Here is a 22,191-nt window from a genome sequence, read left to right on the forward strand (position 1 = left end):
TTGATAGGCTGCGGAACTGTTTAAAAGAATATTATATTGTTCGATCTATTTCGAACTTAAGGCCTTATGTATGCGTATCCGTCTGTCTGGAGTTTTGTGAGTTCTCCTATGCCTGATGGCACGGCCTCTACTCGCTGAAGTAGTTCTTTCTCTTTAATTTCTCTTGATTCCAGTGAGTTGTTGCAGGCCTTGATCTGTACTTCTTTGTCAAGTAGTTCTTGGAAGTATTTTTCTGCTGCCGAGTCTTTTCTGGCTGCTTTTACTGCGTCTGCGTTGAGAAGTATTGCTATTTCCGGGTCTTCTACTGTGGGGTCCTGTAATAGGTTGCGGGCGTTGGCTACTGCTTCCGCAATTTTGTCAGAATTATTGGAGGAAATGTGGATGACGGTTTTCATTGACCGCCGGCTTGTTGTGTTTCTTCGCTTCTCTGGATTTCTGCGTAGTTTGGACATACTACGATCCAGTGCTCGTCTACTCCTGCCATGTCGCCGTCGATTGATTTGACGGTTTTCTTGAGCTTTTTGACTGCTCTTTTCAGGTTGGTCATGTCAGTTTCTTTGAGCGGTGCGATGTTGACCCATACGATGTGGTCGTTGCGCAGGTGTTCCTGAACTTTCTCTGCGTCGTCGTATTCTTTCAGTGTTTCTGCCTTGATCACTACTTTACTATTGTTTTCAGACATGTTTGCGTCCAGTTCAACGAAGTCCTCGCTCATTATTTCGGTGTCTTCGTTTTCCCCTTCTTTTTTCAGAAATCCTAGCGGCATAGTTTAATTACCTCTTGGTTAAAATTTGGTTCTCTGGAACTTTTATACCTTTTCAAAAACGGCTGTAGAAAAATAGAGAATAAGGATTTTAATCCTCCAGGCTTTCAACCTTGGAGGCCAGGTTCCATATCTCGGTCCTGGTGTGCTGCTTGATGTTAGGATCATTGCTGATCTGATCAAGCAGTGAAGATGCAGTGTTGACCCTTACGGAAAGTTCCTTGTCTTCTTCCTGTAGGGTTTCTACTGCTTCATCCAGTAGGTCTGAAATGTTTGATGGGACGCCATCTTTCTCGGCTAGATCCCTCATCCTGTCTGTAACTGCTTCAACTGATGGCATTGTCTATCACCAAGTTTTCAGGCCTTACTGGCCCATGCTCTGTGTAATCTGGCTCTGTGCTTCCTGAAGTTTTTCTCTTAGTTCTTCTTCTTTCTTGTCCAGACTTTCTTTTCTTACGTCTAGATCTTCTTTTCTGTCTTCAAGGTCGTCCTTTAGCTGGTCTCGGTCTTTTGCGACGAGAATGTTTCCAACTTCCTGGTATACCTCTCCGTCTTCGTCTTTCTCAAGTTCTTCTAGAGATTTGTTGATTCCGTCTAGTTCGTCCTGAGTTTCTTCTTTCTGAACAGCAACCTCTTGTAGTCTTTGCTGAGTTTGCTGCATTTCCATCATCATCTGCTGTGCGTCTTCTTCCATGAATAGTTCACCTAATATAGTTTTTTTACCAGGCTTGTAAGCCTGAATACTGTATCTGTGCACCCTCTTAGAGGGCCGATGCCGTCCGCCTGTACCTCAACAATCAGTGAGTCTTTTTCAGCTTGGAGCTGGTACTGGACTTTTTGATTGCTGGTAAGGCTTTGGGCAAGTATCTGTTTGTGTTCTGAAGGCCGTTCTGTGTCTATTTCTATCGTTGATTTCATACTGCTTCGACACGGTCGGTGTCTTCAGGCCTCATCTTGAGGAGTACGCGGTGCGAGCATTTTGGACAGATTACTTTCTCGTTTACTGGGTCGATGTCTACTTCTTCCTCGCATTTTACGCATTTGTATGCGGTCATTCTTCGATCTCCTCTTTGGCTTCTTCGAGTTCTTCGATTCCGCCTTCGAGTTCGAGTGCTTTGTTAAGCATTTCTTTTCCGCCTGTATCTTTGCGGTATGCGCCGCCTGCGACAATTTCTCCTGTTTCTTTGTCTTTCCAAATTCCTGCGGCTACTCTTTCGTAGTCTTCTTCTCCTTTCTCGGCCTCGTCTACGTTTTTGCGAATTCTGTTTCCGTAACGAGATCCGAATCTTTTGGATGATCTGTTTTCAGCCATTGTTTATCACTTTGAATAAAAGATAAAATGTGAGAAAAGCTTTTTATTCTCCTGTTGGAGAAGTAGGCTTTTCCCACTTTGAAGAGGGTTGATTTTCCTCTTCAGTTGCAAGCTTCTTCTAGAAGCTCGCGGATTTCTTCGGTTTTTTCTTCAGCCTTGTCGATTGTTTCTCTGATTTCCTGTTGACTGTAAGGCTGTCTTTCTCCTTTCTGCATTGCGACTACGTTTCCATCTTTCTTGATGGATACTGTTAGTCGTGCGTCAAGGGCTTCTTCTTCATCTCTGGTTGTGTCCCAGAGTAGTTTGTCCTCGATCTTGCGGCCTGTTACTGTAACTGGCTCGTACTGTAGTGGGACGTCCATTGCCTTTTCGTCTCTCTTCAGACCTTCCTCTTCGTCGTATACAGGGATGAATCCTGTTTTGAGTGCTGCCATTGCTCCAAGGCTTGATGCGTCGATCAGGTTGCCGTCGTCGTTGAGTACGTGGACGTCGATGAAGAGTGTGTAGACTTTCTCTCCTTCTTCAATACAGAGTTCTTCTAGGTCTACTGCTTCTGCTTCTCTGATTCCACGGTCTACTACTCTTGCAAGCTCGACTCCTGGTTCCTGTGGTGGGCCTGATTCGTATTCGCGTGCTGCCATTGGGGCTAGCTCTGCGTTGGTTACGATGGTTCCCTGGTCAGGTCTGTCGTCGTAAGGATCTTCTACGTCGACTGATAGGCCTACAAGTACCTGGGTGTTTCCTATTGTTACTTTTGCTGATCCTTCAGCTGTTTCGCGTACCCAGTTGGTTTCGATTTCTATGTCTCTGTATTCTTCGAGGCCTCTGCCGTCGAGTCTTTCTTCGTCTTCAATGATCTTTCTGATTGTCTTCTGGTTGATCTTCATTATTGTTCACCTCTGATTGATTCGTAGGTTTCTAGGATGGCCTGTTTCTGTTCCTCGTAGAGGTCTCTGCAGCCTTTTTTGGCTAGTGAGATGCATTCGTCGACCTGTTCTTTTGTGAGGTCTCCGTCCATCTGTAGGAGTGTGATTTCCTGTGATTCTTCTTCGTCTTCGTAGTTGATGACTGCGATCGGGATGTCTGCGTTTCCTTCCTTGTCTTCTTTCCCGTTGACGTCGAGTACTGGTGTGTCGTCTACTACTCCTGATGCCATTGCTGATACCATTCCTTTCATTGGGATTCCTGCGTCTGCTAGTGCAAGGCTTGCTGCTGTGATTCCTGTTACTCTTGTTCCTCCGTCAGATTCGAGGATTTCCATTGAGATGTCGATTCCTGCTTTTGGGAATCTTTCCAGTTCAAGTACTGGTTCAAGTGCTCTTTTGGCTACCAGGCCGATTTCTTTGGCTCTTCTGTTTGGTCCTGGCCTCATTCTGTCGTCTACGCTGAATGGTGCCATGTTGTACCGCATCTTGATTACTGCACGATCTGATTCCTGAAGGTGTTTTGGGTGTAGGTCCTGTGGGCCGAATACGGATGCGACTACTCGTGTGTTTCCACATTCTACCATTGCGCTTCCGTCGGCTTCGTCGAGTACTCCGATTTCCATTGTTGTTTCTCTGTACTCGTCTTTTTCTCTTCCGTCTACACGTTTTCCTTCTTCGTCAAACCATTCAATGTCTTCCTTTGATGCTGTCATTATTGATTCACCTTCTCTAGTTCTGAGTCAAGCCATTCTGCCATTCTGTCTGTGAGGCCCTGTGTGTGAGCCTCGCGTTCGATCTTCTTGATGGCTCTTGCTGCCAGGTTGGCGTTGTCTCCTTTGATCCATACCTGTCCGTTCTGGCCTACGATTATGTTGCAGTCTGTTTTGTCGTTGACCTGCTGTACCATTGTACCGCCTTTTCCGATTACTCGTGGTACTTTGGCTGGTGCGATCTCTATTACTCGGCCACCGTGCAACTTTTTGCATCTGCGGTCTTTCATTGATAGGTCGACGTCCATTGACTCGCTTACTGAGTCAACTTTGACGACTACTGTGTCTCCTACTGCGTAGAAGTCTGTTAGGTCGTCTTCGTCAAGATCAACGTATTCTTCTGTTGCATCGCTGATTCCAAGTGTTCCGTCGTACGGCGAGTTCAGGTCAACTGTCCATCTTGAGTAGCTGACTCGAGAAATCTCTCCGATTACTACGTCTCCTTCTTCAGGAATGTATCTTCCTGACATTGGAACAACTTCTACACCTTGGCCGCTGTAACGTACAACGCCGATGCTTTCTGCATAGATTTTATCGTTTTCTTCATACGTACCCTGGTTTGCATAAAGGTTAGAACCTTCAAACACAACATCTCCAGGTACGACTAGATCGTTATCGTCTTTTACACGTGACATAAACTTATTACCTCAATTTATTTTTCGTTCAACTTTCCACACAAAAAGAATGTGATTTTATAAAAAGAAAAGCTCCGGCAATCTTTAAATACCTGTTTCTAATCGAAGAAGGTCTCGATAGAGGCCTCAGAAAGAGATACAAGCCTGTCAGGGCCTATACTGAAAACGGCCTCTGGAGTACCTGCTGCAGCCCATACAGTATCGTAGTCCAGTAGAGAATCATCGATGAAAACTTCCATCTCAGAGTTGAGTGGTGGGACTCCTCCGATACTCCATCCGGTAGCTTCTTTGACGGTGTCTGGGGAGGCCATGCCTATATTTTGTGAAGAAGTTCTCATAGCCAGTTTCTCTGTATCAACGCTGTTTTCTCCACTGCATAGAACAAGGTAGAGGCCTTTTTCTGATTCGAATACCAGGCTTTTGACGATCTGCCCTATCTCGCAATTGATGGCGTTTGCTGCGTCTTCCGCTGTCTTTGTTCCTTCTGGGAACTCCTTGATTTCCGGGCTGAAGTCGTATTCTTTCTCTGCTTTGTCCAGGAATTTTTCTGCTGTTGGGTGCATCTATGCTTCCTCGCTCATCTGTACCTGGCCGCCGGTCATTTCCTGTAGTTCTTCCATTAGTTCTGTTAGGGCTCCTGCCGGAAGCCTGATCTTGGCCATGAAGTATTCGTTGCCCCATTGTTCCTCTTTCATATCTGCCTTTCTTTTCAGCAAGTCGTAGGCCTTTCCTGCCTTGTCGTTCGGTATCTTTATTCCGACTGTTTTCTCTTCCAGTGAGACCGGGATGATAGGCCTTATTTTTTCTATGGCCTCGTCAAACTGTTCCTCTACATCAACCATTGCATCTACATGGAATCCTGCTTCTTCCAGTGCATTTTCTACTCTCTGCGGTGGGTGTGGGTTCCCTGTTTTCGGGTCCATAGCTCTGCGTGCGATCATGTTGATTATCTGTTTTCTCTTATCTTCCCGCATCTCTTTTTTCTGGTCTGTGGTCAGCTGCATCTCTCCTTTCTGGAATATTTCATCTGCGGCCTGCATTACCTGACGAGTATCGAAGTCGTTTTCCAGGTCTTCTGCTGACGCTCTTTCTCCTTTGTCGGCGTCCTTGAATACTTCCTGTACGAATAGAAGTCTCTGGATTTCATGTTCTTTGCCTTCGAGTTTGGCCTCTTTAGCAAGGTCTGGGTCAACTAGAATTTCGTAATCCTGGTAACGTACTTTGATGGCGTCAGAAGTATCCATAGAAAAGTTAATTGGCTGCTATTCTTAAACAGTTTTTTGAAGAGAAAAATTGATGGAAAAATGAATATGTGGGAGTTTACAGCTCGAAGCCTTCTTCCTCAAGATGGTCTGGAGACATTCTGTTGAACTGGTTCTCTTCGTCGACTGTTCCCATTTCAACGTTCTTCAGTTCAATGTCGTCCTCTCCTTCCTTGAGTGCTTCAAGAGCTAGTTCAATTGCGTCTTCACGGGAAAGGCCTTCCTCCCAGTTCTCCTGGAGGTATTCTCGGGCTTCGCTGCCACCTTTTCCGATTGCAATTGCGTTCCACTGGCTTAGCGTTCCGGAAGGATCTGTCTGGTAGACTTCTGCCTTGCCGTCTTTTACTCCGCCTGCGATAGTTGCCAGTCCGTAAGGCCTTACTCCTCCGTACTGTGTGAACTGCTGGCATCTGTCAGCTACAAACTTTGAGAGGTTGCTGATTGGAATGTCCTCGCTGTAGGTCATCAAGTATTTCTGGGCCTCGTTTCTTGCCTCTTCGACAAGTGTGCGGCCGTCTGCTACAAGTCCTGAAGTTGCAACACCGATATGGTCATCGATCTTGAATACTTTCTCAGGATTCCTTACCTGTAGCTCTGGAGTGCTTCTTGTCGCACCCAGTACAACTCCTTCGTCGTAGACGATTCCCAGAGCTGTTGCACCTTTCTTTACTGCTTCTTTTGCGTATTCAACCTGGAAAAGCCTTCCATCTGGAGAAAAGGTTGTAATTCCACGGTCGTATTGCTGCTGATTCGGATTAGTCATCTGCATTAATTATTCTCACCTTTAGAACGTTACAACAAACCTATTCCATGGAAGATTTATTAACCTGATCCGAACCTTGAGTGCAATATCGGCCGGTCAAGAAAGCCTTTTTTAGATTACCACATCAAACACCAATATAACAGGATGAACAGGCCTCCAGAGGCCTCGACTGTAGATACTAAAATCCGATTCCCTGAATCGGTTTTAATCACTCGAACGAATTTTTTCGTTCGGTCCACTAGCTCAGGGGTTAGAGCACCGTCCTTATACGGACCTCATACAGAAAAACGTTGCTAGAGATGGCCTGTGTGATGGCCTCGAAGAGAGGCGGCGGTCCCGGGTTCGAATCCCGGGTGGACCATCCAACAACATGTTTGGTTGAATTGATTTTCTCACAGGCCTGCGAAATAAGCATTACTCCTCAGTCGCTAAGAAAATTCATGGCGGGCTTGGAGAATGTCTATAAGATGATGGAGAGTGTAGAGAGCATCTGAGGATTCTATACTCTGTGGTGTAGAAGTGATCGGTGAAAAGTGAGGATGTTGATGGACAACATACTGAAACTTCCTTTATTCGTTGGTAATCAGTTTCCCATCAGCTTCGAGCTCGAAATCAAGTCTCTCAAGTCGAGAACCTATTTCATTATCATTGCTATCTTTCAAGCTGTCTTGTGGCCTAATTCTGTTTTCTTCGACATCTATGAAGTCGGAAAACTCATCTTCCTTGACAGCGAGGATGAACAGTATTTTGGCGAAAAGTTCTGACCGACGTTTGAGGAAGTTTTCATGATTCCAGTATGCGTTCCAGAACTCATCTTCAGAGCCGGTAGCATCGAGCATATCCTCTGAAAAATCTGGATTCGAACCGGTAAAGTACCAGTTAGTAGGTATGTTTTCAAAGTAGTCATCTTGGTAATAGTAGTTGATCTTCTTGGAGAACGGCTTATTACCGCTCGCACTATTATCTACATCTTTTAGAAGAATCATGTTAGCCATATCTTCTATAAACTCTTTTTTGATGAGCTGATAAGCCTCCGTACCTCTATCAACAGACTCTAGAGTTATATCAGTACTCGCAAAGAAGTTTCTACACCATACTAATGGATCATCCGAATCTTCTCTGACGAAAGTCTGAGGTAAGATGTGTTCTAGCTCTGTATTCTTCATCACTATCTCTTCTTGGATCGGCCTACCTGCATTGTTTTTGTCTAGAAGTTGATCAGAAACCTTCTCTAGTATCAATCTTGCTGCGTTAGAACTAAGATTTGAACTTCCAATTAGGACCTCAACAAAGTCGGTTCCGAATAATCCGCTAAGATCATCTTCAGCCTCTTCTAGAAGAACACTCACACTATTTTCCAGGTTTTCGTCCAGTTTATGTGCCGAAACCACGAAAGTGGACTCGAGAGTATTAGCTCGATATTCTGAAATTGCTAGTCGTAGGAATATCTTTTCGACAGTTTCTAACAAATTCAAGAAGTCTTTTGAACTGTCTTCATCAACATGAGAGTATGCTTTTAAAATAAGAGGTCGCCATTGTCTAGTACCTAACTTTCCTAGCCTTCTCAAAATATCTTTTGTATTTTTCTCGTCTAAATTCTCAAATTCAGCACTTTCATAGTCAACAAGATCTAGGTAAAGCTCTGCATGTCTTTGAAGATCTTGCAAGAACCTTTTAGCATCATCAATTGACGCTATTTTAGAACTAATTTCATGGCTATCTCTATCCTTTAGAGAGAAAGCCTCTAAGATATTATCTTTGTCTATTTCCTCCAGCTTTGATACTCCATCTTCGTATGCGGCTAAGTAAGTCCTGATAAATCTCCGAATATCCTTATCATCAGTACCGAAGTCTCTTACTATCCGTTCCCATATTCTTACGTACTCATCTTCGTCATCATCCCTGTAAAACCTATTAACAATTCTAGCTCTGATCAAATCCACAGTAGTAAGTTCTAAGCCTCTATCATTCAAGGATTGAAAGATATTCATTCTTAATTCGGGCGAAGAATCCGACATTATTTCGACTCTCCCTACGATAAATGAGCGTAGTAGATAATTCTTCAAGTTGATTAACATCTTAGCCTTCTCTGAGTCTGAATTTGCCTCTAGAAGTCTTTCTGAAATCTTTTCTTGGTAAAATTCGAATCCTTGTAGAAGCCTCTCATTAGATTCGGGATGATATATGTGATCGGGGCTCTCAGAAGGAACATCTGTCCCTAATCTCTCTGCAAGCTTCTCAACCTTTCTAGAATCTGATTTTCTACCATCAGAACCATTTCTGCTCTTTAGCCACTCATTCTTCTCGTTTTCGTCACCTATTAGGCAAAGGAATAACTCGTTGTTATGGGCATCGGAATAGGTTATGGCTGGTTCTTTGGAGAGTTGATCATCAGGAATACGGAAGATCATCCTATCAATCTGGTCAACTGCGTTAGTTCTCATTGTTTCAAGATCGCCATTGACTTCTAGATCCTCTAATTTCTTCTTAATTAGGCTTAGAATAAGAAATACAGTAGTTATTCTTTGTTGGCCATCTATTACTTCCAGTCTATCTCCATCTACGTCTGCAATAAATATAGACCCAAAGAATACATCAGTTAGTTTTGTAGTTGGCTGAACATTTTCCTGAGCAAAGAATACTTCCAGATCCAACATTTCTTCTATCTCATTCCATAAGTCCTTATGCTGTTCTAGTTTCCAAGAATACAATCTTTGGTAACGTGGAACTAGGAAGTCTTCACCAAGTACTTCGAGTAAAGGTTTCCTTTTGATCTTGAGAGTACTATCTTCATCAAATATATCCATTAAATTTCTCTGCGAAACACTCTCCACTTCCGTAGAATCTATTTTGCCTGAATAATCGATCAAAAAATCTCCTATTGATCTTGTTTTGTCTGACGGCACATCAGAATATTATTGAATAAAGTTAAAATATTTCTGAATGACTGATCTTTAACTGGTTTTGGACCCAGACCTACTCAAGAAACTATCCGCTAAGCTAGATAACTTAAGGGAATTCTGGTTATAAGCTAAAATGGCATTGTTAGGAAAAGTCAACGTGTGTTATAATATCAACGAAAATCAGCGATAATTACTCTAGGTAAAAATATACTATATCGTTCTGTCTTCACAGTTCTCTTGAGTATTTTTCTCAGGTGATTAAGCAAATATCATAAAATATCTTAGCAGTTAATGCATGCCTCTCGACTCTAGAACCAAGAATATCTAATTTTTTATTCTACAAAAATTGAAACTCTGTTATGGAAAGAAAAAAGCTGAAGGCCTATTTTGATTATTTCCTGCCGAGGGAGGTTGTTGGGCCTGTTATTATTGTTTTCTCCTTGGAGGGTGTGATCAGCGGTTTGTTTGATCTTTATGTTCCTCAGAGTTCTGCCACTATTGGCTGGGGCCTGATCTTTGTATTGTCGATTATCCTGGTTGGTTACTGGGGTAGGATTGATGAGAAAGGCCTTGAGGAGCTTGAGGAAAGAATTGAGGATATGGATTAGATTTCAAGGTGTTCTTCTACGACCTCTTGAACCTGTTCGGCCGTATTGATTTCTGTTACCTGTTCTCCTTCTTCTACAGTGATTTCTGTGTCTCCTGCTGTTAGTTCAAGTGTTTGATCTCTGTAGTCGAGGTCGAAAGAGGGCATGTATGTCATTGGTTCATCCCAGTTTTCTTGATCTAGTTCAATGTTGAAGTGGCCCTGGTATCCTATGTTTTCGTAAGGGTCTTTTCTGTTGAATTTTCCTGTAGTAATTTCTCCCTGACTGAAAAGTGTTTCAAGGCCTATATCCTGCCACATCATGTTTTTAAGTTCCGACTTTCTCTCCTGTTCTTCTGATCCTGGTCCATAGCCGGACATAGTGAAACGGCCTTCCATCAGTTCTTCGTATTCAACCCTTTCATCTTCTGACAACATACATCATATGCTATACTATCATAATTGTTTTAACAGTAAAGTAGCAACGCCTCTCCAGTTTTTAACTCTGGCTTTCAAAACCAAGCTTATGGATATTGACAGAGAGAAGGCCTTGACGATCGCTGGAATAGTTGCTGTCCTGGCAGGCATACTTGTAGTACCTCCGCTGGTGCAGAAATTCTATGGTTTCAGCGCTGTGAAAACTGCTTTCGTAGTTATCGTTCTCTACGCTGTCATCAATTACGCTATGCAACAGAGAAGGTAGCAGTATTTGAAAATTACAGTCCAATAACTGGTTGTCAACAGGCGGCTGTAGTGTAGTCTGGCCAATCATCACGCCCTCTCGAGGCGTAGACCCGGGTTCAAATCCCGGCAGCCGCATCACTTCGTGCTGCTAAATCCGGAGATTTAGACGAAAAACCTGCTTTTTCGAAAATCCCGGCAGCCGCATAAAAACTATTCTAAAGGCCTTCTACTCCAAGTTAAGCAAAAAAGAATGTTGTTTGTGACTAAAGGGTAACACATATAAAGTTGAGGGTTTTTACTGGGTTATGTGACAAGTTCTCTCATAGTTCCTGCATTCAATGAACAAGATGTCATTGTGGAGGCAGTCCGACATCTAACCAGAATTGAGAGATACTTCAACGAGATCTATGTAGTGGACGATGGTTCAACGGACTACACTCCAGAGATTGTGAGAGAGTTTCTGGATGTCAAGCAGACAAAGGTAGAGTTCATTCAGCTGGAGAAAAATACCAGCAAAGTCGGCGCAATCAAAAAGGCCGTAGAAATGTCCTCGTCCGACAAAATTACTTTGATGGATGCAGATACTCGAATCAGAAACCCTGAGAAAATTACAGAGGCCGAAAAAATAATTGAAGACGAAGGCCTTGCAGGGCTTGCATTCAAAGTCGTGCCTGACAGGCCTTCCGCACTGAAGGATAAAATCTGGTCGATGGTTCAGGATCTTGATTATGGAGTAGGAAGGATTTCACACCTCTATACTTCAAGTGAGAGATTGAGGTTCCGAGGCCAGAAAACAGTTAGATGTGTGCCAGGAGCTGGAGGAATGTACGATAGAGAAACACTTCTTGAGGCCTTCGAGTATCACAGCGGAAGACACTCTGGTGACGACATGGAACTGACATCTATAATACAGTTCGAGCTGGGGGAGGAGATCGATCTCTACGATGAAATTGACTTCGAGACTCATGTTCCGAAAAACTATTCTACACTGGTTTCGCAGAGAAAGAGATGGAGTAAAGGAGTCTTCCAGTCACTTGACTTCCAGAGAGAAGGATTCAAGTCAGAGATCAAGAAGATGACAAGAATGGGCCACATCGCGCTCTACGACGTATTTCTCATAATGATTGCATTCGGATTTGTCAGCTACTTTTTCATGATGCTTGCGCAGGGCCGCTTCCTGAGAATGGCGGCACTGGCCCGAAGAGTCTACACAGCAGACATGATGCTAGTCACAGTAATGGGTATTTACACTTACTATAGAGGCCAGCAGGATCATAGAATGTCGATGGCGATGATACCTTTCATGCCGGCCTTCAGAGCAGCAATATTCTTCCCCTCAGTAATACTCTCGGCAGTAGAATACACATGGGACAGAGCAGCTGGAAAAGGCCCTACCTCAGTGGTTGAGGCACAGGCAACGGTCTACAGAGGAATGAATGAACCTGTCCGCCAGCCAATGAGACAGCCTCGTGAAGAGGTTGGAGGTGTTCCACAGTGAGTGAGGGAAACGGTGTCTACATTCAGGATGTTCCTTATGTAGTGGATTCTCAGGAAGAGCTTGAGGAGAACTACGACTTTGTCAGGGCCGTGCACGGTACTACAAGCAGGTTTCATGACTCAATCTCTGAACACGGTATTGTTCCGAGCGAGGATCTTCTTACAGTTGAGAAATCCAAAAGCGATGATCCTATAATCTTCTTTGGGCCTCGGGACAGTGAAGAAGTAGAGGAAATGGGTTCTCCATCTGTAGAGGTATATTCCGACGCCAAAAATTACGCTGAAAGAGCAACGGGACAGCACTTTGGAGGAAAAAGCATGCTTGTCTACGCAGATCTTCCTGTAGAAAATCTGGTGCCCGACGATGTATCAAAAGTAGATCATAGAGACGTCAACACACCATACGAATCGATCGTGGAATACGCAGTAGTAGGTCATGAAGGAGTAGTAGAACCAGAGATTTTGGCAGGCGCAGACTACGAAGGAAACACAAGACCTCCAGTCCACAACCAGACATGTTCAACAAGCGAAGAAGGCAGCGAATTCTTCCAGGCCCTGCAGAATGAAGATCTTGAAACAGCGGACGAAATAGCCAGCAACTACGACCCTCAAATAGATCTGATGGAGCACGCAGAAGTTCTAGGAGACGATTTAAGGCCTCATACAGTTATGGAAAGAGAGCATCCGGACGTATTCAATTAAATTTCTGAAAAATGAAGGGTGGGCCGAAGAGCGAGTTACAGTCAAGAAAACGACTATTCAAACCCTCAGAGAGGGAGTCTTCCAAGCCCGACCCGCCCCGCATTAACGGCGGGACTATTGGTTCCGGCCCGGATTTACCAGGCCAATTACCGTTTAGATAGAAAATGTTAACTCTCTTTGGGTTTTTCTAAGAATCTTGATAGAAACTGTAGTGAGGAAGACCCGCAAAATAGAGTAAAAGCGGATCTTCCTGCTTTTTATGGCTAATTACTTGGAGCAGGTTCTCAACTCCACTTCTTGACATAAATTATACTGAATCTTGTACCTATCTGAGACTTCTAACCAGTGCGAGTAATCTCCAATAATTCTATCTTGGATTCCTTCCCAATTGACCTTTTGTGCAGTTTCTCTACTTACCGCTATCTTAACAGCAGTAGAGCTTTCAGTGTTACCATACTGGTCTGTAGAGTTTGCTTTAGTGAAACTGACAACCTCATCAACCTCTTCAAAGTTCTCAAAAATAACCCTACTTATAGCGTAAGAGTTTGCCACGCCTGTTTTGAAAATATCGTTGTTATCCCAGTATGCTTCGCCCCGATTATATACTGAGATTGTTGTGAAGTTGCCAACTCCTCCGATGCTAACATCAGAGATTCTGTGAATATCTGTAGAACCAAGACCATAATCGGCTTTATCTTCTATCAAGCTTCTGGTGCTTTGATCAGTTAGGACATACGGAACATCTATATTTTCGGAGACGGTAAATTCGCCGTCATCATTGCCTGAAAAGTCTAAATCTCCTGAAGTCGAAGACCTTAACTCGGCACTATGTGTGCCTGATTCAGTAACAGTATAGCTAAGTTCGAAGGAAGCTGTCTCATTAGGCTTGATAGTCTTGCTAACATTCTCTACCTTTCTACCTTCTCGATAAAGGCCTACAAGGTAAGTCCCTGAAGCATCTCCAGTGTTCTCCACCTGAGCTGTCCCAGATACCACAACAGTTTGAGACTCGTTATCTATCTGAAGACCTAAATCCTGAGAAACAACTTCATACTGTGGTGCTGGGTCTGAAGGAAGAAAACCTCCAGAAATTGCCATACCAACTATAACTACGGCAGGGACAGCATACTTCGGTAATTCAAACTCAAAGCTATCTAGAACAGACTCTCGGACTTTAGGAATCAGGAAAAACCCAACTGCTATAGTAATAATGCCTGAAATTATTGACTTAGCAAAGAATCCGAGTCCTGTTAACAGAAATAGAAGCCCAAAGGCCCATTGAGAATAGTAAGATAGGTTATTCGAGAGCTCGTCCGGTGATGTCATGATAGAGGTTAAGAGACTATTTATTAAATTATTTGGAGTGTTCTCGAACATATCCACAATAGAAATATGGGCTTGCGGGGGACAGGATTTGAACCTGCGAACCGCTAACGGACAGGAGCCTAAATCCTGCACCTTTGGCCACTTGGTTACCCCCGCATGTACTGGTAACGTGTGTAAAGAATTACTGAGGGTTAAGTCTTTTAATAGGCACTGTAGTGTGAGGTTGAGGCCGTTGTGTCCAGCGGAATGGATTTAAACATAGGTCCCGGCAAGGTTTTTGAGGGGTATAAATCTTTGATAGAGGATAACGGCCTTAGAATTTTCTGGGATGGTCATGCATCTGTTCGCGTAGAGGATAACGGTTTTACCGTGGCTGTTGATCCTTATTCCAAGGTTTCTCCTGATTTTGAGGCCGATATTATTCTTGTAACTCATGAGGATTCAGGCCATTACGATCCTGAGGTTATTGAGGATATTTCTACTCCGAGAACGGTACTTTTGCTTCCTGAAGCGATGAGAGATGTTGATGCTCCTGTTGACGATGTCGAGTATCTTGATGTCGGTGAGAGAATTGATATCTACAATGTTGAGATTGAGGGAGTGCCGATGTGCAACGAGTATCATGAGAGAGGTAAAGGCCTTGGCTACCGTTTTGTAATGGCTGATACCAGTTTCTACGTTGCTGGTGATACCGGAATCTTTGATGAGGTTATGGATCTTGAGGGCCGTGTTGATTATGCTTTTCTTCCGGTTGAGGGAGAGTACACTATGGATGTAGATGAAGCCTCGAGTATGGCGGTTAAGATCAAGCCTCGTATGACTGTTCCTTATCATTATGGCAGGCCTTTCTTCGAGGATAAGGATGTTGATCTGAGAGGTTTCAAGGCTGAGCTGGAGAGAAGAAATCTTTCGTGCGATCTCATGGAATGATTAGTTTGAAGTCATTTGGACTCCAATAATTTTCTAGGTGAATGAAAATGAATAATTCTACGAGTTTTGGTTCTGTGGATGTTGAGTGGCTTGGCCATGCATCTGTAAAACTTACTGATTCGGACGGCAAAACGGTCTATATCGATCCCTGGGGAGATGTAATGAGCGGCGAGTACGAGAAGGCCGATGTGATTATCTCGACTCACGACCACTTCGATCACTTTGACAAGAAGATGATTCAATCATTGAAGAAGCGCGATACTGTTCTTGTGTGTACTGAGGACTCTGAGGAAGAGGTGCCTGAAGATATTGAGTATAAGGTTATCAGGCCTGGTTCAAGTGTGAAGGCTAAAGGCCTCAGGATTAGAGGTGTTCATGCCTATAACGTTGACAAGTTTAGGGAGCCTGATCAGCCGTTCCATCCGAAAGGTTTCTGCACGGGAGTAGTCTTTGAGATGGATGGCCAGAAGTTCTACCATGCCTCGGATACTGATCCGATAGATGAGATGGAGGATCTGCCTTCAGATATTGATGTGGCATTCCTGCCTGTAGGAGGCCATTACACTATGAATCAGGATGAAGCTGTTAAAGCGGTGAAAAAATTCCATCCGAAGAAGGTTGTTCCTATCCACTTTGGAGTTGTTGATCAGACAACGGCCGATCCTGAAAGATTTAAAGAAGATGTAGAAGAGGAAACCAGCAGTGAAGTAGTTGTGCTGGAGTCCTAGAGGTATTTGAAAAGCATCTCGGCGAAGAAAACCTTCACTTTATTCCAGGTCCCGTTGGCCTGGTAATCTATTTCTCCTTCATCTATTGCTGTCCTCATTTCATCTACTGGTTTATCAGACTCGACTACTTTCTCAATAACGTCTGTAGAGGTCCATACCTCGATGTCAGGGTTTTCAAGCGCGGAGTCGTCGATCTCATCTACCTTCATCCCGTTCATTTTGATGCTGATATTTGTCGCATCATCGCTTCCTTCATCAATGTAGATATTGATATTCTGGTCGCCGATCAAATCCTTGATCCATCCCGGAAGTTCATCGCTGTAAGTATTGATAGTGTCCTCATATTCGGAGAGATTGTACTCTTCAACGTTGAAGTCCTGAGTGGTATTTGACTGGGCCGAAACAGCTCCGATCATGAAAACAGTCATCAGAGCTGCAAATACAAGTTTCGATTTCATACCTTACGATAATCAGCGCATCTATTTATCCTTTGTTACTTTACTGTCACGCTTTTCGCAAGGTTTCTCGGCTTGTCAGGGTTATGGCCTCTTTTAACCGCGGTCCTGTATGCAAGCAGCTGGAAGATTGCAACTTCCAGAATCTCTGAGTTCTCATCCTCCGGAACCTCGAAGAAGTGCTTGAAATCCCCCATATTCTTCCTGCCGACACCGATAATGTCTGCGCCACGGGATTCAGCCTCCTTCGCATTGGAGAAAATATCTTCAAGGCCCTCATCACGCATGAATGCGACTACCGGAGTTCCTTCCTCTACAAGTGCGATAGTACCGTGCTTGAACTCTCCGCCAGGGAAGGCCTCAGAGTGAATGTATGATAGCTCTTTCAACTTGAGAGAGGATTCCTTTGCGACTTCGAATCCTTTCTCTCTGCCGATAAAGTATACGTGTTCCTGTTTCTGCAGGTATTCGCTGACCTCTTCAACAGTATCCTCATTATCTTCCAGAACTTCTGGTATCTTTCCTGCTGACTTGATCAGTGATTCGCGGGCCTCTTTGAGAGAGCTCTGTGCAGTCATTCCTATCAATTTGAGAACTGCAAGCTGGGCTGTGAAGGCCTTTGTAGATGCGACCCCTATCTCTGGGCCTGCGTTGATGTACATGGTGTGGTCTGCTTTGCGTGCGAGTGTGGAACCTACCACGTTAACGATAGATAGGACAGGTGCATCAACCCCTTCCAGCATGGAAAGAAGGTCCGCTGTCTCACCTGACTGACTGATCGCGATAATCAGATCGTCGTCTTTGACATGGTTGTTCCAGTACTCCATTTCGTGACTCTGCTCAGATATGACATCGTAACCGGCCTCTCTAAGATATTTTGCTCCAAGATCGGCTGCGTAGCTTGAGGTTCCGCATCCTGAAAGATATACTGTATCGGCCTCTTCAATCATCTCAATTGCTTTCTTCACATCGCTGTGATCCTGGAAAACCGCCCTCTTCACTGTATCTGGCTGCTCATTTATCTCTTTCTGCATGAAGTGATCATGGCCTTCCTTGGAGGCCTCCTCTGCATCCCAGTCGATATGGTTGACCTCTCTTTCAATTATTTCTCTATTATTCTTTATCTCATAGTTTCCGCCTTCTATTCTGACTATGTCGCCGTCTTCGAGAAATACTGCTTTGTCGGTGTGTTCGAGGAAGGGAGTTACGTCGGAGGCCAGGAACAGCTCTCCATCCGAGATCCCGAGTGCCAATGGAGAACTTTCCTTGAATGCCGCCATCTCTCCGCTATCTTTTACCGCTACTACTGCGTAGGAGCCTTCAAGCATATCCACTACCTCCTCAACAGCTCTGTGGAAATCATTCAGCTCTCTGTGTTTTTCTTCGATAAGCCTTGGAATAACTTCTGTATCTGTCTCCGACCTAAAATCATGGCCTGAGAGATGCTCCTCCTTCAACTCCTCGTAGTTATTGATAATTCCGTTATGAACTACCGCTATATCTCCCGAACGACTTCTGTGAGGATGTGCATTGTAGTCTGTTACACCACCATGTGTGGCCCAGCGAGTATGTCCGATTCCGACGTTGCCATCGATCTCAGCCTCTGAGATATCGTTGATGGCCTCGTCGATTGTACCTGTTCCTTTCTCTACCTTTACTGTAGGGTTTCCTGCCGTGGCAATACCAGCAGAATCATATCCCCGGTACTCCAACTTCTTCAATCCTCTGTAAATTTTCTCGGCCGCTTCATCTTCACCGCTGTATCCAACAATTCCACACATGACTACAACCTTACATTACCAATCAGACTTTATAAATACTTTCTCTAAAGGCCATAAACCGGTAAAAGAGAGCTTGTAACGGAACCGGGTTGAAACTGCTCAAAACTCATCTCCTTTTAAAGAGTTGCTGTGGAAACCACCAAAAGCAGTAAAAAAGATTTTGTACCAGTAAAATAATGTTTGAAATGGCTGGAGTAATTGAAGACGGAAAATCCGTCAATGCGGAAGAAATCACACCTGAAATAATCAGGGCTCTCTCCGATGAAACCAGAAGAAAAATAGTGGGGGAAATAGCAGAGGGAGAGGCCTACCCATCAGAAGTAGCAAAAAAACTTGAGCTCAGCAAACAGAAGGCCTACTACCACTTCAACAAACTTCAGGACGCAGGAATAATAGAGAAAACAAGAAGTGAGGAAAAATCCGGAGGAACAGCCACATACTACTCTCTGAAGTCAAAGGCCTACTACCTACTGCTGACAGATCCAGAGGAAGGCCTACCCGTACAGCAAACAAGCCAGGGCACCGCAGATTTTCTATCACCTCTCATCGTTGACGGCGATCTGAAAGGAGATATCGTGGTTGGTTCGCCAGATCAACACGGTCCTGACCAGGTAAGAGCACGTGATGGCCATCTCGCAGGAGAAATAGGTCTCGAACTCGGAAAATACTGCGACACCGATTCCCGTAATGTTTCACTGGATACAGAAATCTTCAGGAGAGAAAGCTTTGATGAAAACATGATTCTTGTAGGCGGAGTCCTGACAAATACAGTAACGAAAAAATTCAATGAACATTTCCCGGCACATTTCTCGGGAGAAGAATTTCCATACAGAGAGCTTTCAACACCCAACTCAACCTACAGCGAGGCCTCAATCGGAGTAGTAGCCAAGACACAGCATCCGGAAAACCCTGATAACGCAGTCTACCTTATAGCCGGCATCAGAAACCAGGGTACAGAGGCCGCAGTCAGAGCCTTCAAAAACCTGGAAGACATAACAGAAGATTACAGCGGGGGAGATTACTATAAAATTGTCAGAGGCCTTGACATGGACGGTGACGGAGAAGTAGACAGCTTCGAAGTCGTAGAATAAAGGCCAATACAAACAAGTCTCCATGAACAACTGGGAAGTATTTCAAACCGACGTACTCGATCTTCTAAGACAGTACCAGGGATTTTTCGACTTCTTCGAGAGAATCGGCAGTCTCAGAGATAACTCGAGGCCTGACGCATTCGCAAGAATCTCCCGCGACGATAAAAAAGAGGTCTGGGTGATCGACGCCAAAAACAAGGCCGAAATCGACAGTGAAGACCTTAACAGAATGGATAAATACGTTGAAATGGCGAAAAATGATCCCATAGATATAGGCCTTGAGCTTTCAGAACTTTCAGAATACAAATTCCGTGGAATCTTTGTAACAAACCGTGGAGAAATACAATTGGATAACTACGAGCAACTGAAGTTTTCTCAGCTACATCAGTTCCTGCAGAAAGAGTTAATTTACACAGATACTGAGAAAGTGATCAGAGATATTGCCAAAATGGCGGAAAGAGAACAACTATCTCACAGCGAGGCCCGACTGCTATTCCGATCCATGAAACCTTTCGAGAAAAATATTGAGAGAGCAATGGAAGAGCTTGAAAGAATAGAGAGAAAATACGTAGGCCTCAAACTGAAGAAACCACCTCTCGACAGCTTTGACTTCCAGGTGCCGGTCGACGCAGTACTGGTACATGAAGACCGTGGAAAGGCCTTTCTCTTTGATATACCGTACACCTCTCGAGGTCTTGAGAATGTAGAGGAAAAAGTTGAGGAAGTCAAGAGCAGAATGGAGTCAGGCCTTGACAAAGAACTTTACTATGCTACGATCGACACCTCTGGCTCGGAGGAAGGCCGTTTCATCTACAGCCTGGAAGAACTTGAGTCCGAGATACAGGAGACAGCGGCTATAGTCTCGCCGGAGGATGTAGTCGATATTTTCACGCCGAAAATCCCGGTAGAAAAAGAATACACTGATTCAGGAATCGTTGTCAGAGGGAAGAAAGGCCTTGACTTTGTGCTGCGTGTAGAAACCAGTAATGACAGAGATTACAGTGTTTCAGCCCGGCTTCCGGAGACATCGGCCTCTAGAATCAAGGATAACTCTATCAACGCCCGGAAAGAGCTTGGAGAACTTGAAGGCAGAAATTTCAGCCATGAATTCAGCGTTGAAGAGGATTTATCTATCTCCTACGATGAGAGAACTGAAAGCTGGCAAAGCTACAGAGACACGGTAAGAAGCATTTACGGCTCCGCACTGAACCCTGTGCTCAGCAAGCAGGTTCAGAGAATGGTGTAGAAAGATTTTTCACAGATAAAAACTATTACGGTACCTAGAACGGTATGGAAGACGAAAAATTTCTTGAAAAGAAAAGGCTGGAAGCCGAAGTCGCCAAACTTGAAAGAGACGTCGATGCAGCAATAGTAGAAGGCCTCTCCGACAAGATCGCGCTCAGGAAACTTGGATTCCGGTCAAAGATTTTTCTGTCAGCAGAAAGAACAGTGGAAGACCTGGTAGAAGACGTCGCCAGAGGCGCAGAAAGAGTAGTGGTGCTAACAGATTTCGATGAACACGGCAAAGAACAGCACAAGAAAATATCCCGGGCCCTCAATGAAGAAATAGATGTTATGCACTCTGCCCGGAAAGACTTTGGCACACAGCTAACCTCAACAGGCAGAAGAACAGTCGAGGCCGTCCTACCGCTCTTTGAGGACAAGGAAAGAAAATTTGTTGAGGCCCAGCTTTCAGGCCTGTACATGGATCTCTAGATTTTCTCTGTCAAATGTAGTTAAAAAATTATAGAGCGCGATATTTTCCATGAGTGTAAGCGAGACAGGATACGATCCTTTAGAAGTAGAAAAAGTAATAGACGATGCCTACAGATTCGCTGAAGATAACGCGGAATATCAGGAACCTCTGGAAGAAGCAATTGAAATGGTAGAGTCAATGCCGTACTCAGTAAACGAAGACGGCACGTACACCGAAGACCATATGGTTGAAACAATTGAAGGCCTCAACGAACTTGATAACCTACAGAGACAGATGACGCGTGACGGAAATGTTGAACTAGCAGACGAAGTAAGAGGCCTGGAAGACTACCTGGAGAACCATGTGCTCAGACCTGTCAGAGAAAACGGCAAACTCCAAAACTAGAAATCCGTCAAAGAGGCCTGATTCTGCTTCAAGGCACGAGCATTAATCCCTTTCTCCCTCTTCAAATAAGATGCAAAGGCCTCATCAAAACCGTGATGCGTATAAACCTCTTCAGGCCCAACTTTCTCCACCAGCTGCACCAACTCATCAAAATCACAGTGATCGGAGAACGGAAAAGTCCTATCATAGCCTCCACGATGCCTGAAAGCCTCCTGAGCAGCCCAGCCAGAGAATCCAGCCTTTAAACCATCAACCTTATCCACAAACTTGTTCAGGCCATCGTTACGGGAGAAACGAGAAGGCCCGATAAAAATAGCGTTATCCTCTAGCATATCTTTGTTCTCTCCGTAAGGCTTCGCCCGGAAATCAAGGCCTGTAACCTCTTCAACTACATCATTCATCTTCTTTACAGCACCGTGTGCAACAATAGGTCTTTCAGTAGCTTCCTCTACAATATGCTGGATTTTCTGGGCCTTACCTAGCGAGTAACCAAATAGAAACAGCGGATTATTGTTATCCTGCACCCAGTCACGTATCTCGGCCTCAATCTCCTTCTGATCAGGAAACCTGTAAGCTGGAATACCGTAAGTAGATTCAACAACAAGTACATCTGCTGAGACAGGTTGAAAACCGTTAAGATAAGCTCTATCCCTCAAGGAAACGTCGCCAGTGTAAAGATACTTCCTCTCGTCCCCGAACCTTACAGCAGTGGAGCCAAGAATATGGCCTGAAGGAATCAACTCGTAGGAAGAACTCTCAAAACTTTCAAACTCCTTGTCTGTACGGGCCTCCGCCAGCTTTCTCGTCAACTCCGATGCCACGACAGGGTTATCTCCCTGATGAACGTGATCCATGTGAGCATGAGAAACAATATTTACATCTCCAGAGGCCTTACGAGAATCAGCTACAACTTTTTCTTCAAGATCAAAATGGATGCCGTCCTTCTCCCTGATCATCAATGTAACCAGTATAGAAG

29 protein-coding genes and 3 tRNA genes are annotated in these 22,191 nt (G+C 44.3%); 12 read left to right on the forward strand and 20 right to left on the reverse strand.

The features are described from left to right. Positions 1–56: 56 nt before the first annotated feature. The 13 genes from HBNXNv_RS02870 to HBNXNv_RS02930 all read right to left on the reverse strand — a co-directional run bounded on the left by HBNXNv_RS02870 (position 57) and on the right by HBNXNv_RS02930 (position 6,437). Complete coding sequence (locus HBNXNv_RS02870; RefSeq protein WP_347721334.1) at positions 57–395, reverse strand: DsrE family protein; 339 nt, start codon at positions 393–395, stop codon at positions 57–59. Then, positions 392–766 carry a cell division protein SepF gene (locus HBNXNv_RS02875; protein WP_347721335.1) on the reverse strand — a complete coding sequence of 125 codons (375 nt, stop codon included), beginning with the start codon at positions 764–766 and terminating at the stop codon, positions 392–394. The genes HBNXNv_RS02870 and HBNXNv_RS02875 overlap by 4 nt, the downstream gene beginning before the upstream one ends. Before the next feature lie 88 nt (positions 767–854). Further along, a complete protein-coding gene (locus HBNXNv_RS02880) occupies positions 855–1,103 on the reverse strand; it encodes a UPF0147 family protein (RefSeq protein ID WP_347721336.1) in 249 nt (82 codons plus the stop codon). 24 nt (positions 1,104–1,127) lie between these two features. After that, positions 1,128–1,457, reverse strand: coding sequence for a prefoldin subunit beta (locus tag HBNXNv_RS02885; RefSeq protein WP_347721337.1), 330 nt, complete (start codon positions 1,455–1,457; stop codon positions 1,128–1,130). 11 nt (positions 1,458–1,468) lie between these two features. Further along, positions 1,469–1,681 carry a hypothetical protein gene (locus tag HBNXNv_RS02890; protein WP_347721338.1) on the reverse strand — a complete coding sequence of 71 codons (213 nt, stop codon included), beginning with the start codon at positions 1,679–1,681 and terminating at the stop codon, positions 1,469–1,471. Continuing rightward, on the reverse strand, positions 1,678–1,818 hold the full coding sequence (locus HBNXNv_RS02895) for an Rpo12/RPC10 RNA polymerase subunit family protein (RefSeq protein WP_174603351.1): 141 nt from the start codon (positions 1,816–1,818) through the stop codon (positions 1,678–1,680). Before HBNXNv_RS02895 ends, HBNXNv_RS02890 begins: the two co-directional genes overlap by 4 nt. Beyond that, a complete protein-coding gene (locus HBNXNv_RS02900; RefSeq protein ID WP_347721339.1) occupies positions 1,815–2,075 on the reverse strand; it encodes an eL43 family ribosomal protein in 261 nt (86 codons plus the stop codon). Before HBNXNv_RS02900 ends, HBNXNv_RS02895 begins: the two co-directional genes overlap by 4 nt. 101 nt (positions 2,076–2,176) lie before the next feature. After that, a complete protein-coding gene (rrp42, locus tag HBNXNv_RS02905) occupies positions 2,177–2,962 on the reverse strand; it encodes an exosome complex protein Rrp42 (protein WP_347721340.1) in 786 nt (261 codons plus the stop codon). Beyond that, entirely contained in the window at positions 2,962–3,714 is a 753-nt protein-coding gene (locus HBNXNv_RS02910) for an exosome complex component (protein WP_347721341.1), read from the reverse strand. The genes rrp42 and HBNXNv_RS02910 overlap by 1 nt, the downstream gene beginning before the upstream one ends. Then, positions 3,714–4,406: an exosome complex RNA-binding protein Rrp4 gene (rrp4, locus tag HBNXNv_RS02915; RefSeq protein WP_347721342.1), complete on the reverse strand. Its 693-nt coding sequence runs from the start codon at positions 4,404–4,406 to the stop codon at positions 3,714–3,716. The genes HBNXNv_RS02910 and rrp4 overlap by 1 nt, the downstream gene beginning before the upstream one ends. 98 nt (positions 4,407–4,504) lie before the next feature. After that, complete coding sequence (locus HBNXNv_RS02920; protein ID WP_347721343.1) at positions 4,505–4,969, reverse strand: YbaK/EbsC family protein; 465 nt, start codon at positions 4,967–4,969, stop codon at positions 4,505–4,507. Beyond that, positions 4,970–5,650: a ribosome assembly factor SBDS gene (locus HBNXNv_RS02925; protein WP_347721344.1), complete on the reverse strand. Its 681-nt coding sequence runs from the start codon at positions 5,648–5,650 to the stop codon at positions 4,970–4,972. A gap of 76 nt (positions 5,651–5,726) precedes the next feature. Beyond that, entirely contained in the window at positions 5,727–6,437 is a 711-nt protein-coding gene (locus tag HBNXNv_RS02930; RefSeq protein ID WP_347720192.1) for an archaeal proteasome endopeptidase complex subunit alpha, read from the reverse strand. Positions 6,438–6,663: 226 nt separating this feature from the next. Here HBNXNv_RS02930 and HBNXNv_RS02935 point away from each other — a divergent pair. Beyond that, positions 6,664–6,792 (forward strand) — tRNA-Ile (locus HBNXNv_RS02935). Between the two features lie 208 nt (positions 6,793–7,000). Here the strand turns inward: HBNXNv_RS02935 and HBNXNv_RS02940 are convergent. Further along, positions 7,001–9,337, reverse strand: a complete 2,337-nt coding sequence (locus HBNXNv_RS02940) for a DUF262 domain-containing protein (protein WP_347720193.1) — start codon at positions 9,335–9,337, stop codon at positions 7,001–7,003. A gap of 356 nt (positions 9,338–9,693) precedes the next feature. On the opposite strand from HBNXNv_RS02940, the gene HBNXNv_RS02945 reads away from it, so the two are divergent. Next, positions 9,694–9,942: a hypothetical protein gene (locus HBNXNv_RS02945; RefSeq protein WP_347720194.1), complete on the forward strand. Its 249-nt coding sequence runs from the start codon at positions 9,694–9,696 to the stop codon at positions 9,940–9,942. On the opposite strand, the gene HBNXNv_RS02950 is transcribed toward HBNXNv_RS02945, so the two are convergent. Further along, complete coding sequence (locus tag HBNXNv_RS02950; protein WP_347720195.1) at positions 9,939–10,358, reverse strand: hypothetical protein; 420 nt, start codon at positions 10,356–10,358, stop codon at positions 9,939–9,941. The two genes, HBNXNv_RS02945 and HBNXNv_RS02950, sit on opposite strands and share 4 nt — an antisense overlap. A gap of 88 nt (positions 10,359–10,446) precedes the next feature. On the opposite strand from HBNXNv_RS02950, the gene HBNXNv_RS02955 reads away from it, so the two are divergent. The 4 genes from HBNXNv_RS02955 (at position 10,447) to HBNXNv_RS02970 (ending at position 12,803) form a co-directional block, all read left to right on the forward strand. Then, positions 10,447–10,623 (forward strand): hypothetical protein, encoded by a 177-nt coding sequence (locus tag HBNXNv_RS02955; protein ID WP_347720196.1) that lies wholly within the window; start codon positions 10,447–10,449, stop codon positions 10,621–10,623. A gap of 41 nt (positions 10,624–10,664) precedes the next feature. Beyond that, positions 10,665–10,739 (forward strand) — tRNA-Glu (locus HBNXNv_RS02960). 172 nt (positions 10,740–10,911) lie between these two features. Beyond that, the gene (locus HBNXNv_RS02965) at positions 10,912–12,102 is read left to right on the forward strand and encodes a glycosyltransferase family 2 protein (protein ID WP_347720197.1); all 1,191 of its coding nucleotides are present in this window, start codon (positions 10,912–10,914) and stop codon (positions 12,100–12,102) included. Further along, positions 12,099–12,803, forward strand: coding sequence for a hypothetical protein (locus tag HBNXNv_RS02970; protein WP_347720198.1), 705 nt, complete (start codon positions 12,099–12,101; stop codon positions 12,801–12,803). Before HBNXNv_RS02965 ends, HBNXNv_RS02970 begins: the two co-directional genes overlap by 4 nt. Positions 12,804–13,070: 267 nt before the next feature. Here HBNXNv_RS02970 and HBNXNv_RS02975 read toward each other — a convergent pair whose 3' ends face one another. Together HBNXNv_RS02975 and HBNXNv_RS02980 are read right to left on the reverse strand one after the other, a co-directional pair. Then, a complete protein-coding gene (locus HBNXNv_RS02975) occupies positions 13,071–14,129 on the reverse strand; it encodes a hypothetical protein (protein WP_347720199.1) in 1,059 nt (352 codons plus the stop codon). A 73-nt stretch (positions 14,130–14,202) separates the two neighbouring features. Further along, a tRNA-Leu gene (locus HBNXNv_RS02980) sits at positions 14,203–14,285 on the reverse strand. Between the two features lie 138 nt (positions 14,286–14,423). Between HBNXNv_RS02980 and HBNXNv_RS02985 the strand changes: the two genes are divergently transcribed. Together HBNXNv_RS02985 and HBNXNv_RS02990 are read left to right on the forward strand one after the other, a co-directional pair. Next, a complete protein-coding gene (locus HBNXNv_RS02985; protein ID WP_347720200.1) occupies positions 14,424–15,059 on the forward strand; it encodes an MBL fold metallo-hydrolase in 636 nt (211 codons plus the stop codon). 47 nt (positions 15,060–15,106) lie between these two features. Then, positions 15,107–15,787 carry an MBL fold metallo-hydrolase gene (locus tag HBNXNv_RS02990; protein WP_347720201.1) on the forward strand — a complete coding sequence of 227 codons (681 nt, stop codon included), beginning with the start codon at positions 15,107–15,109 and terminating at the stop codon, positions 15,785–15,787. On the opposite strand, the gene HBNXNv_RS02995 is transcribed toward HBNXNv_RS02990, so the two are convergent. Both HBNXNv_RS02995 and glmS read right to left on the reverse strand, forming a co-directional pair. Continuing rightward, complete coding sequence (locus HBNXNv_RS02995) at positions 15,784–16,245, reverse strand: hypothetical protein (RefSeq protein ID WP_347720202.1); 462 nt, start codon at positions 16,243–16,245, stop codon at positions 15,784–15,786. The two genes, HBNXNv_RS02990 and HBNXNv_RS02995, sit on opposite strands and share 4 nt — an antisense overlap. A gap of 35 nt (positions 16,246–16,280) precedes the next feature. Continuing rightward, positions 16,281–18,023 (reverse strand): glutamine--fructose-6-phosphate transaminase (isomerizing), encoded by a 1,743-nt coding sequence (gene glmS / locus HBNXNv_RS03000; protein ID WP_347720203.1) that lies wholly within the window; start codon positions 18,021–18,023, stop codon positions 16,281–16,283. A gap of 176 nt (positions 18,024–18,199) precedes the next feature. Here glmS and HBNXNv_RS03005 point away from each other — a divergent pair, with 176 nt between their 5' ends. Genes HBNXNv_RS03005 through HBNXNv_RS03020 form a run of 4 tightly spaced genes read left to right on the forward strand, consistent with a single transcriptional unit; the run spans position 18,200 to position 21,215 of the window. Next, on the forward strand, positions 18,200–19,114 hold the full coding sequence (locus tag HBNXNv_RS03005) for an ArsR family transcriptional regulator (protein ID WP_347720204.1): 915 nt from the start codon (positions 18,200–18,202) through the stop codon (positions 19,112–19,114). A 22-nt stretch (positions 19,115–19,136) separates the two neighbouring features. After that, positions 19,137–20,360, forward strand: coding sequence for a hypothetical protein (locus HBNXNv_RS03010; protein ID WP_347720205.1), 1,224 nt, complete (start codon positions 19,137–19,139; stop codon positions 20,358–20,360). Positions 20,361–20,404: 44 nt separating this feature from the next. Then, positions 20,405–20,830, forward strand: a complete 426-nt coding sequence (locus HBNXNv_RS03015) for a toprim domain-containing protein (protein ID WP_347720206.1) — start codon at positions 20,405–20,407, stop codon at positions 20,828–20,830. 49 nt (positions 20,831–20,879) lie between these two features. Next, on the forward strand, positions 20,880–21,215 hold the full coding sequence (locus HBNXNv_RS03020; protein ID WP_347720207.1) for a hypothetical protein: 336 nt from the start codon (positions 20,880–20,882) through the stop codon (positions 21,213–21,215). On the opposite strand, the gene HBNXNv_RS03025 is transcribed toward HBNXNv_RS03020, so the two are convergent. Continuing rightward, the gene (locus HBNXNv_RS03025; RefSeq protein WP_347720208.1) at positions 21,212–22,171 is read right to left on the reverse strand and encodes an MBL fold metallo-hydrolase RNA specificity domain-containing protein; all 960 of its coding nucleotides are present in this window, start codon (positions 22,169–22,171) and stop codon (positions 21,212–21,214) included. The two genes, HBNXNv_RS03020 and HBNXNv_RS03025, sit on opposite strands and share 4 nt — an antisense overlap. Positions 22,172–22,191: the final 20 nt, after the last annotated feature.

The sequence above is a fragment of the Candidatus Nanohalovita haloferacivicina genome, from assembly GCF_029232205.1.
GTDB lineage: Archaea > Nanohalarchaeota > Nanosalinia > Nanosalinales > Nanosalinaceae > Nanohalovita > Nanohalovita haloferacivicina.

Coding starts and splice junctions, on each gene's coding strand:
- HBNXNv_RS02870 (WP_347721334.1), bottom strand. CDS start 395: ATGAAAACCGTCATCCACATTTCCTCCAATAATTCTGACAAAATTGCG.
- HBNXNv_RS02875 (WP_347721335.1), bottom strand. CDS start 766: ATGCCGCTAGGATTTCTGAAAAAAGAAGGGGAAAACGAAGACACCGAA.
- HBNXNv_RS02880 (WP_347721336.1), bottom strand. CDS start 1,103: ATGCCATCAGTTGAAGCAGTTACAGACAGGATGAGGGATCTAGCCGAG.
- HBNXNv_RS02885 (WP_347721337.1), bottom strand. CDS start 1,457: ATGGAAGAAGACGCACAGCAGATGATGATGGAAATGCAGCAAACTCAG.
- HBNXNv_RS02890 (WP_347721338.1), bottom strand. CDS start 1,681: ATGAAATCAACGATAGAAATAGACACAGAACGGCCTTCAGAACACAAA.
- HBNXNv_RS02895 (WP_174603351.1), bottom strand. CDS start 1,818: ATGACCGCATACAAATGCGTAAAATGCGAGGAAGAAGTAGACATCGAC.
- HBNXNv_RS02900 (WP_347721339.1), bottom strand. CDS start 2,075: ATGGCTGAAAACAGATCATCCAAAAGATTCGGATCTCGTTACGGAAAC.
- rrp42 (WP_347721340.1), bottom strand. CDS start 2,962: ATGAAGATCAACCAGAAGACAATCAGAAAGATCATTGAAGACGAAGAA.
- HBNXNv_RS02910 (WP_347721341.1), bottom strand. CDS start 3,714: ATGACAGCATCAAAGGAAGACATTGAATGGTTTGACGAAGAAGGAAAA.
- rrp4 (WP_347721342.1), bottom strand. CDS start 4,406: ATGTCACGTGTAAAAGACGATAACGATCTAGTCGTACCTGGAGATGTT.
- HBNXNv_RS02920 (WP_347721343.1), bottom strand. CDS start 4,969: ATGCACCCAACAGCAGAAAAATTCCTGGACAAAGCAGAGAAAGAATAC.
- HBNXNv_RS02925 (WP_347721344.1), bottom strand. CDS start 5,650: ATGGATACTTCTGACGCCATCAAAGTACGTTACCAGGATTACGAAATT.
- HBNXNv_RS02930 (WP_347720192.1), bottom strand. CDS start 6,437: ATGCAGATGACTAATCCGAATCAGCAGCAATACGACCGTGGAATTACA.
- HBNXNv_RS02945 (WP_347720194.1), top strand. CDS start 9,694: ATGGAAAGAAAAAAGCTGAAGGCCTATTTTGATTATTTCCTGCCGAGG.
- HBNXNv_RS02950 (WP_347720195.1), bottom strand. CDS start 10,358: ATGTTGTCAGAAGATGAAAGGGTTGAATACGAAGAACTGATGGAAGGC.
- HBNXNv_RS02955 (WP_347720196.1), top strand. CDS start 10,447: ATGGATATTGACAGAGAGAAGGCCTTGACGATCGCTGGAATAGTTGCT.
- HBNXNv_RS02975 (WP_347720199.1), bottom strand. CDS start 14,129: ATGACATCACCGGACGAGCTCTCGAATAACCTATCTTACTATTCTCAA.
- HBNXNv_RS02990 (WP_347720201.1), top strand. CDS start 15,107: ATGAATAATTCTACGAGTTTTGGTTCTGTGGATGTTGAGTGGCTTGGC.
- HBNXNv_RS02995 (WP_347720202.1), bottom strand. CDS start 16,245: ATGAAATCGAAACTTGTATTTGCAGCTCTGATGACTGTTTTCATGATC.
- glmS (WP_347720203.1), bottom strand. CDS start 18,023: ATGTGTGGAATTGTTGGATACAGCGGTGAAGATGAAGCGGCCGAGAAA.
- HBNXNv_RS03005 (WP_347720204.1), top strand. CDS start 18,200: ATGTTTGAAATGGCTGGAGTAATTGAAGACGGAAAATCCGTCAATGCG.
- HBNXNv_RS03010 (WP_347720205.1), top strand. CDS start 19,137: ATGAACAACTGGGAAGTATTTCAAACCGACGTACTCGATCTTCTAAGA.
- HBNXNv_RS03015 (WP_347720206.1), top strand. CDS start 20,405: ATGGAAGACGAAAAATTTCTTGAAAAGAAAAGGCTGGAAGCCGAAGTC.
- HBNXNv_RS03020 (WP_347720207.1), top strand. CDS start 20,880: ATGAGTGTAAGCGAGACAGGATACGATCCTTTAGAAGTAGAAAAAGTA.
- HBNXNv_RS03025 (WP_347720208.1), bottom strand. CDS start 22,171: ATGATCAGGGAGAAGGACGGCATCCATTTTGATCTTGAAGAAAAAGTT.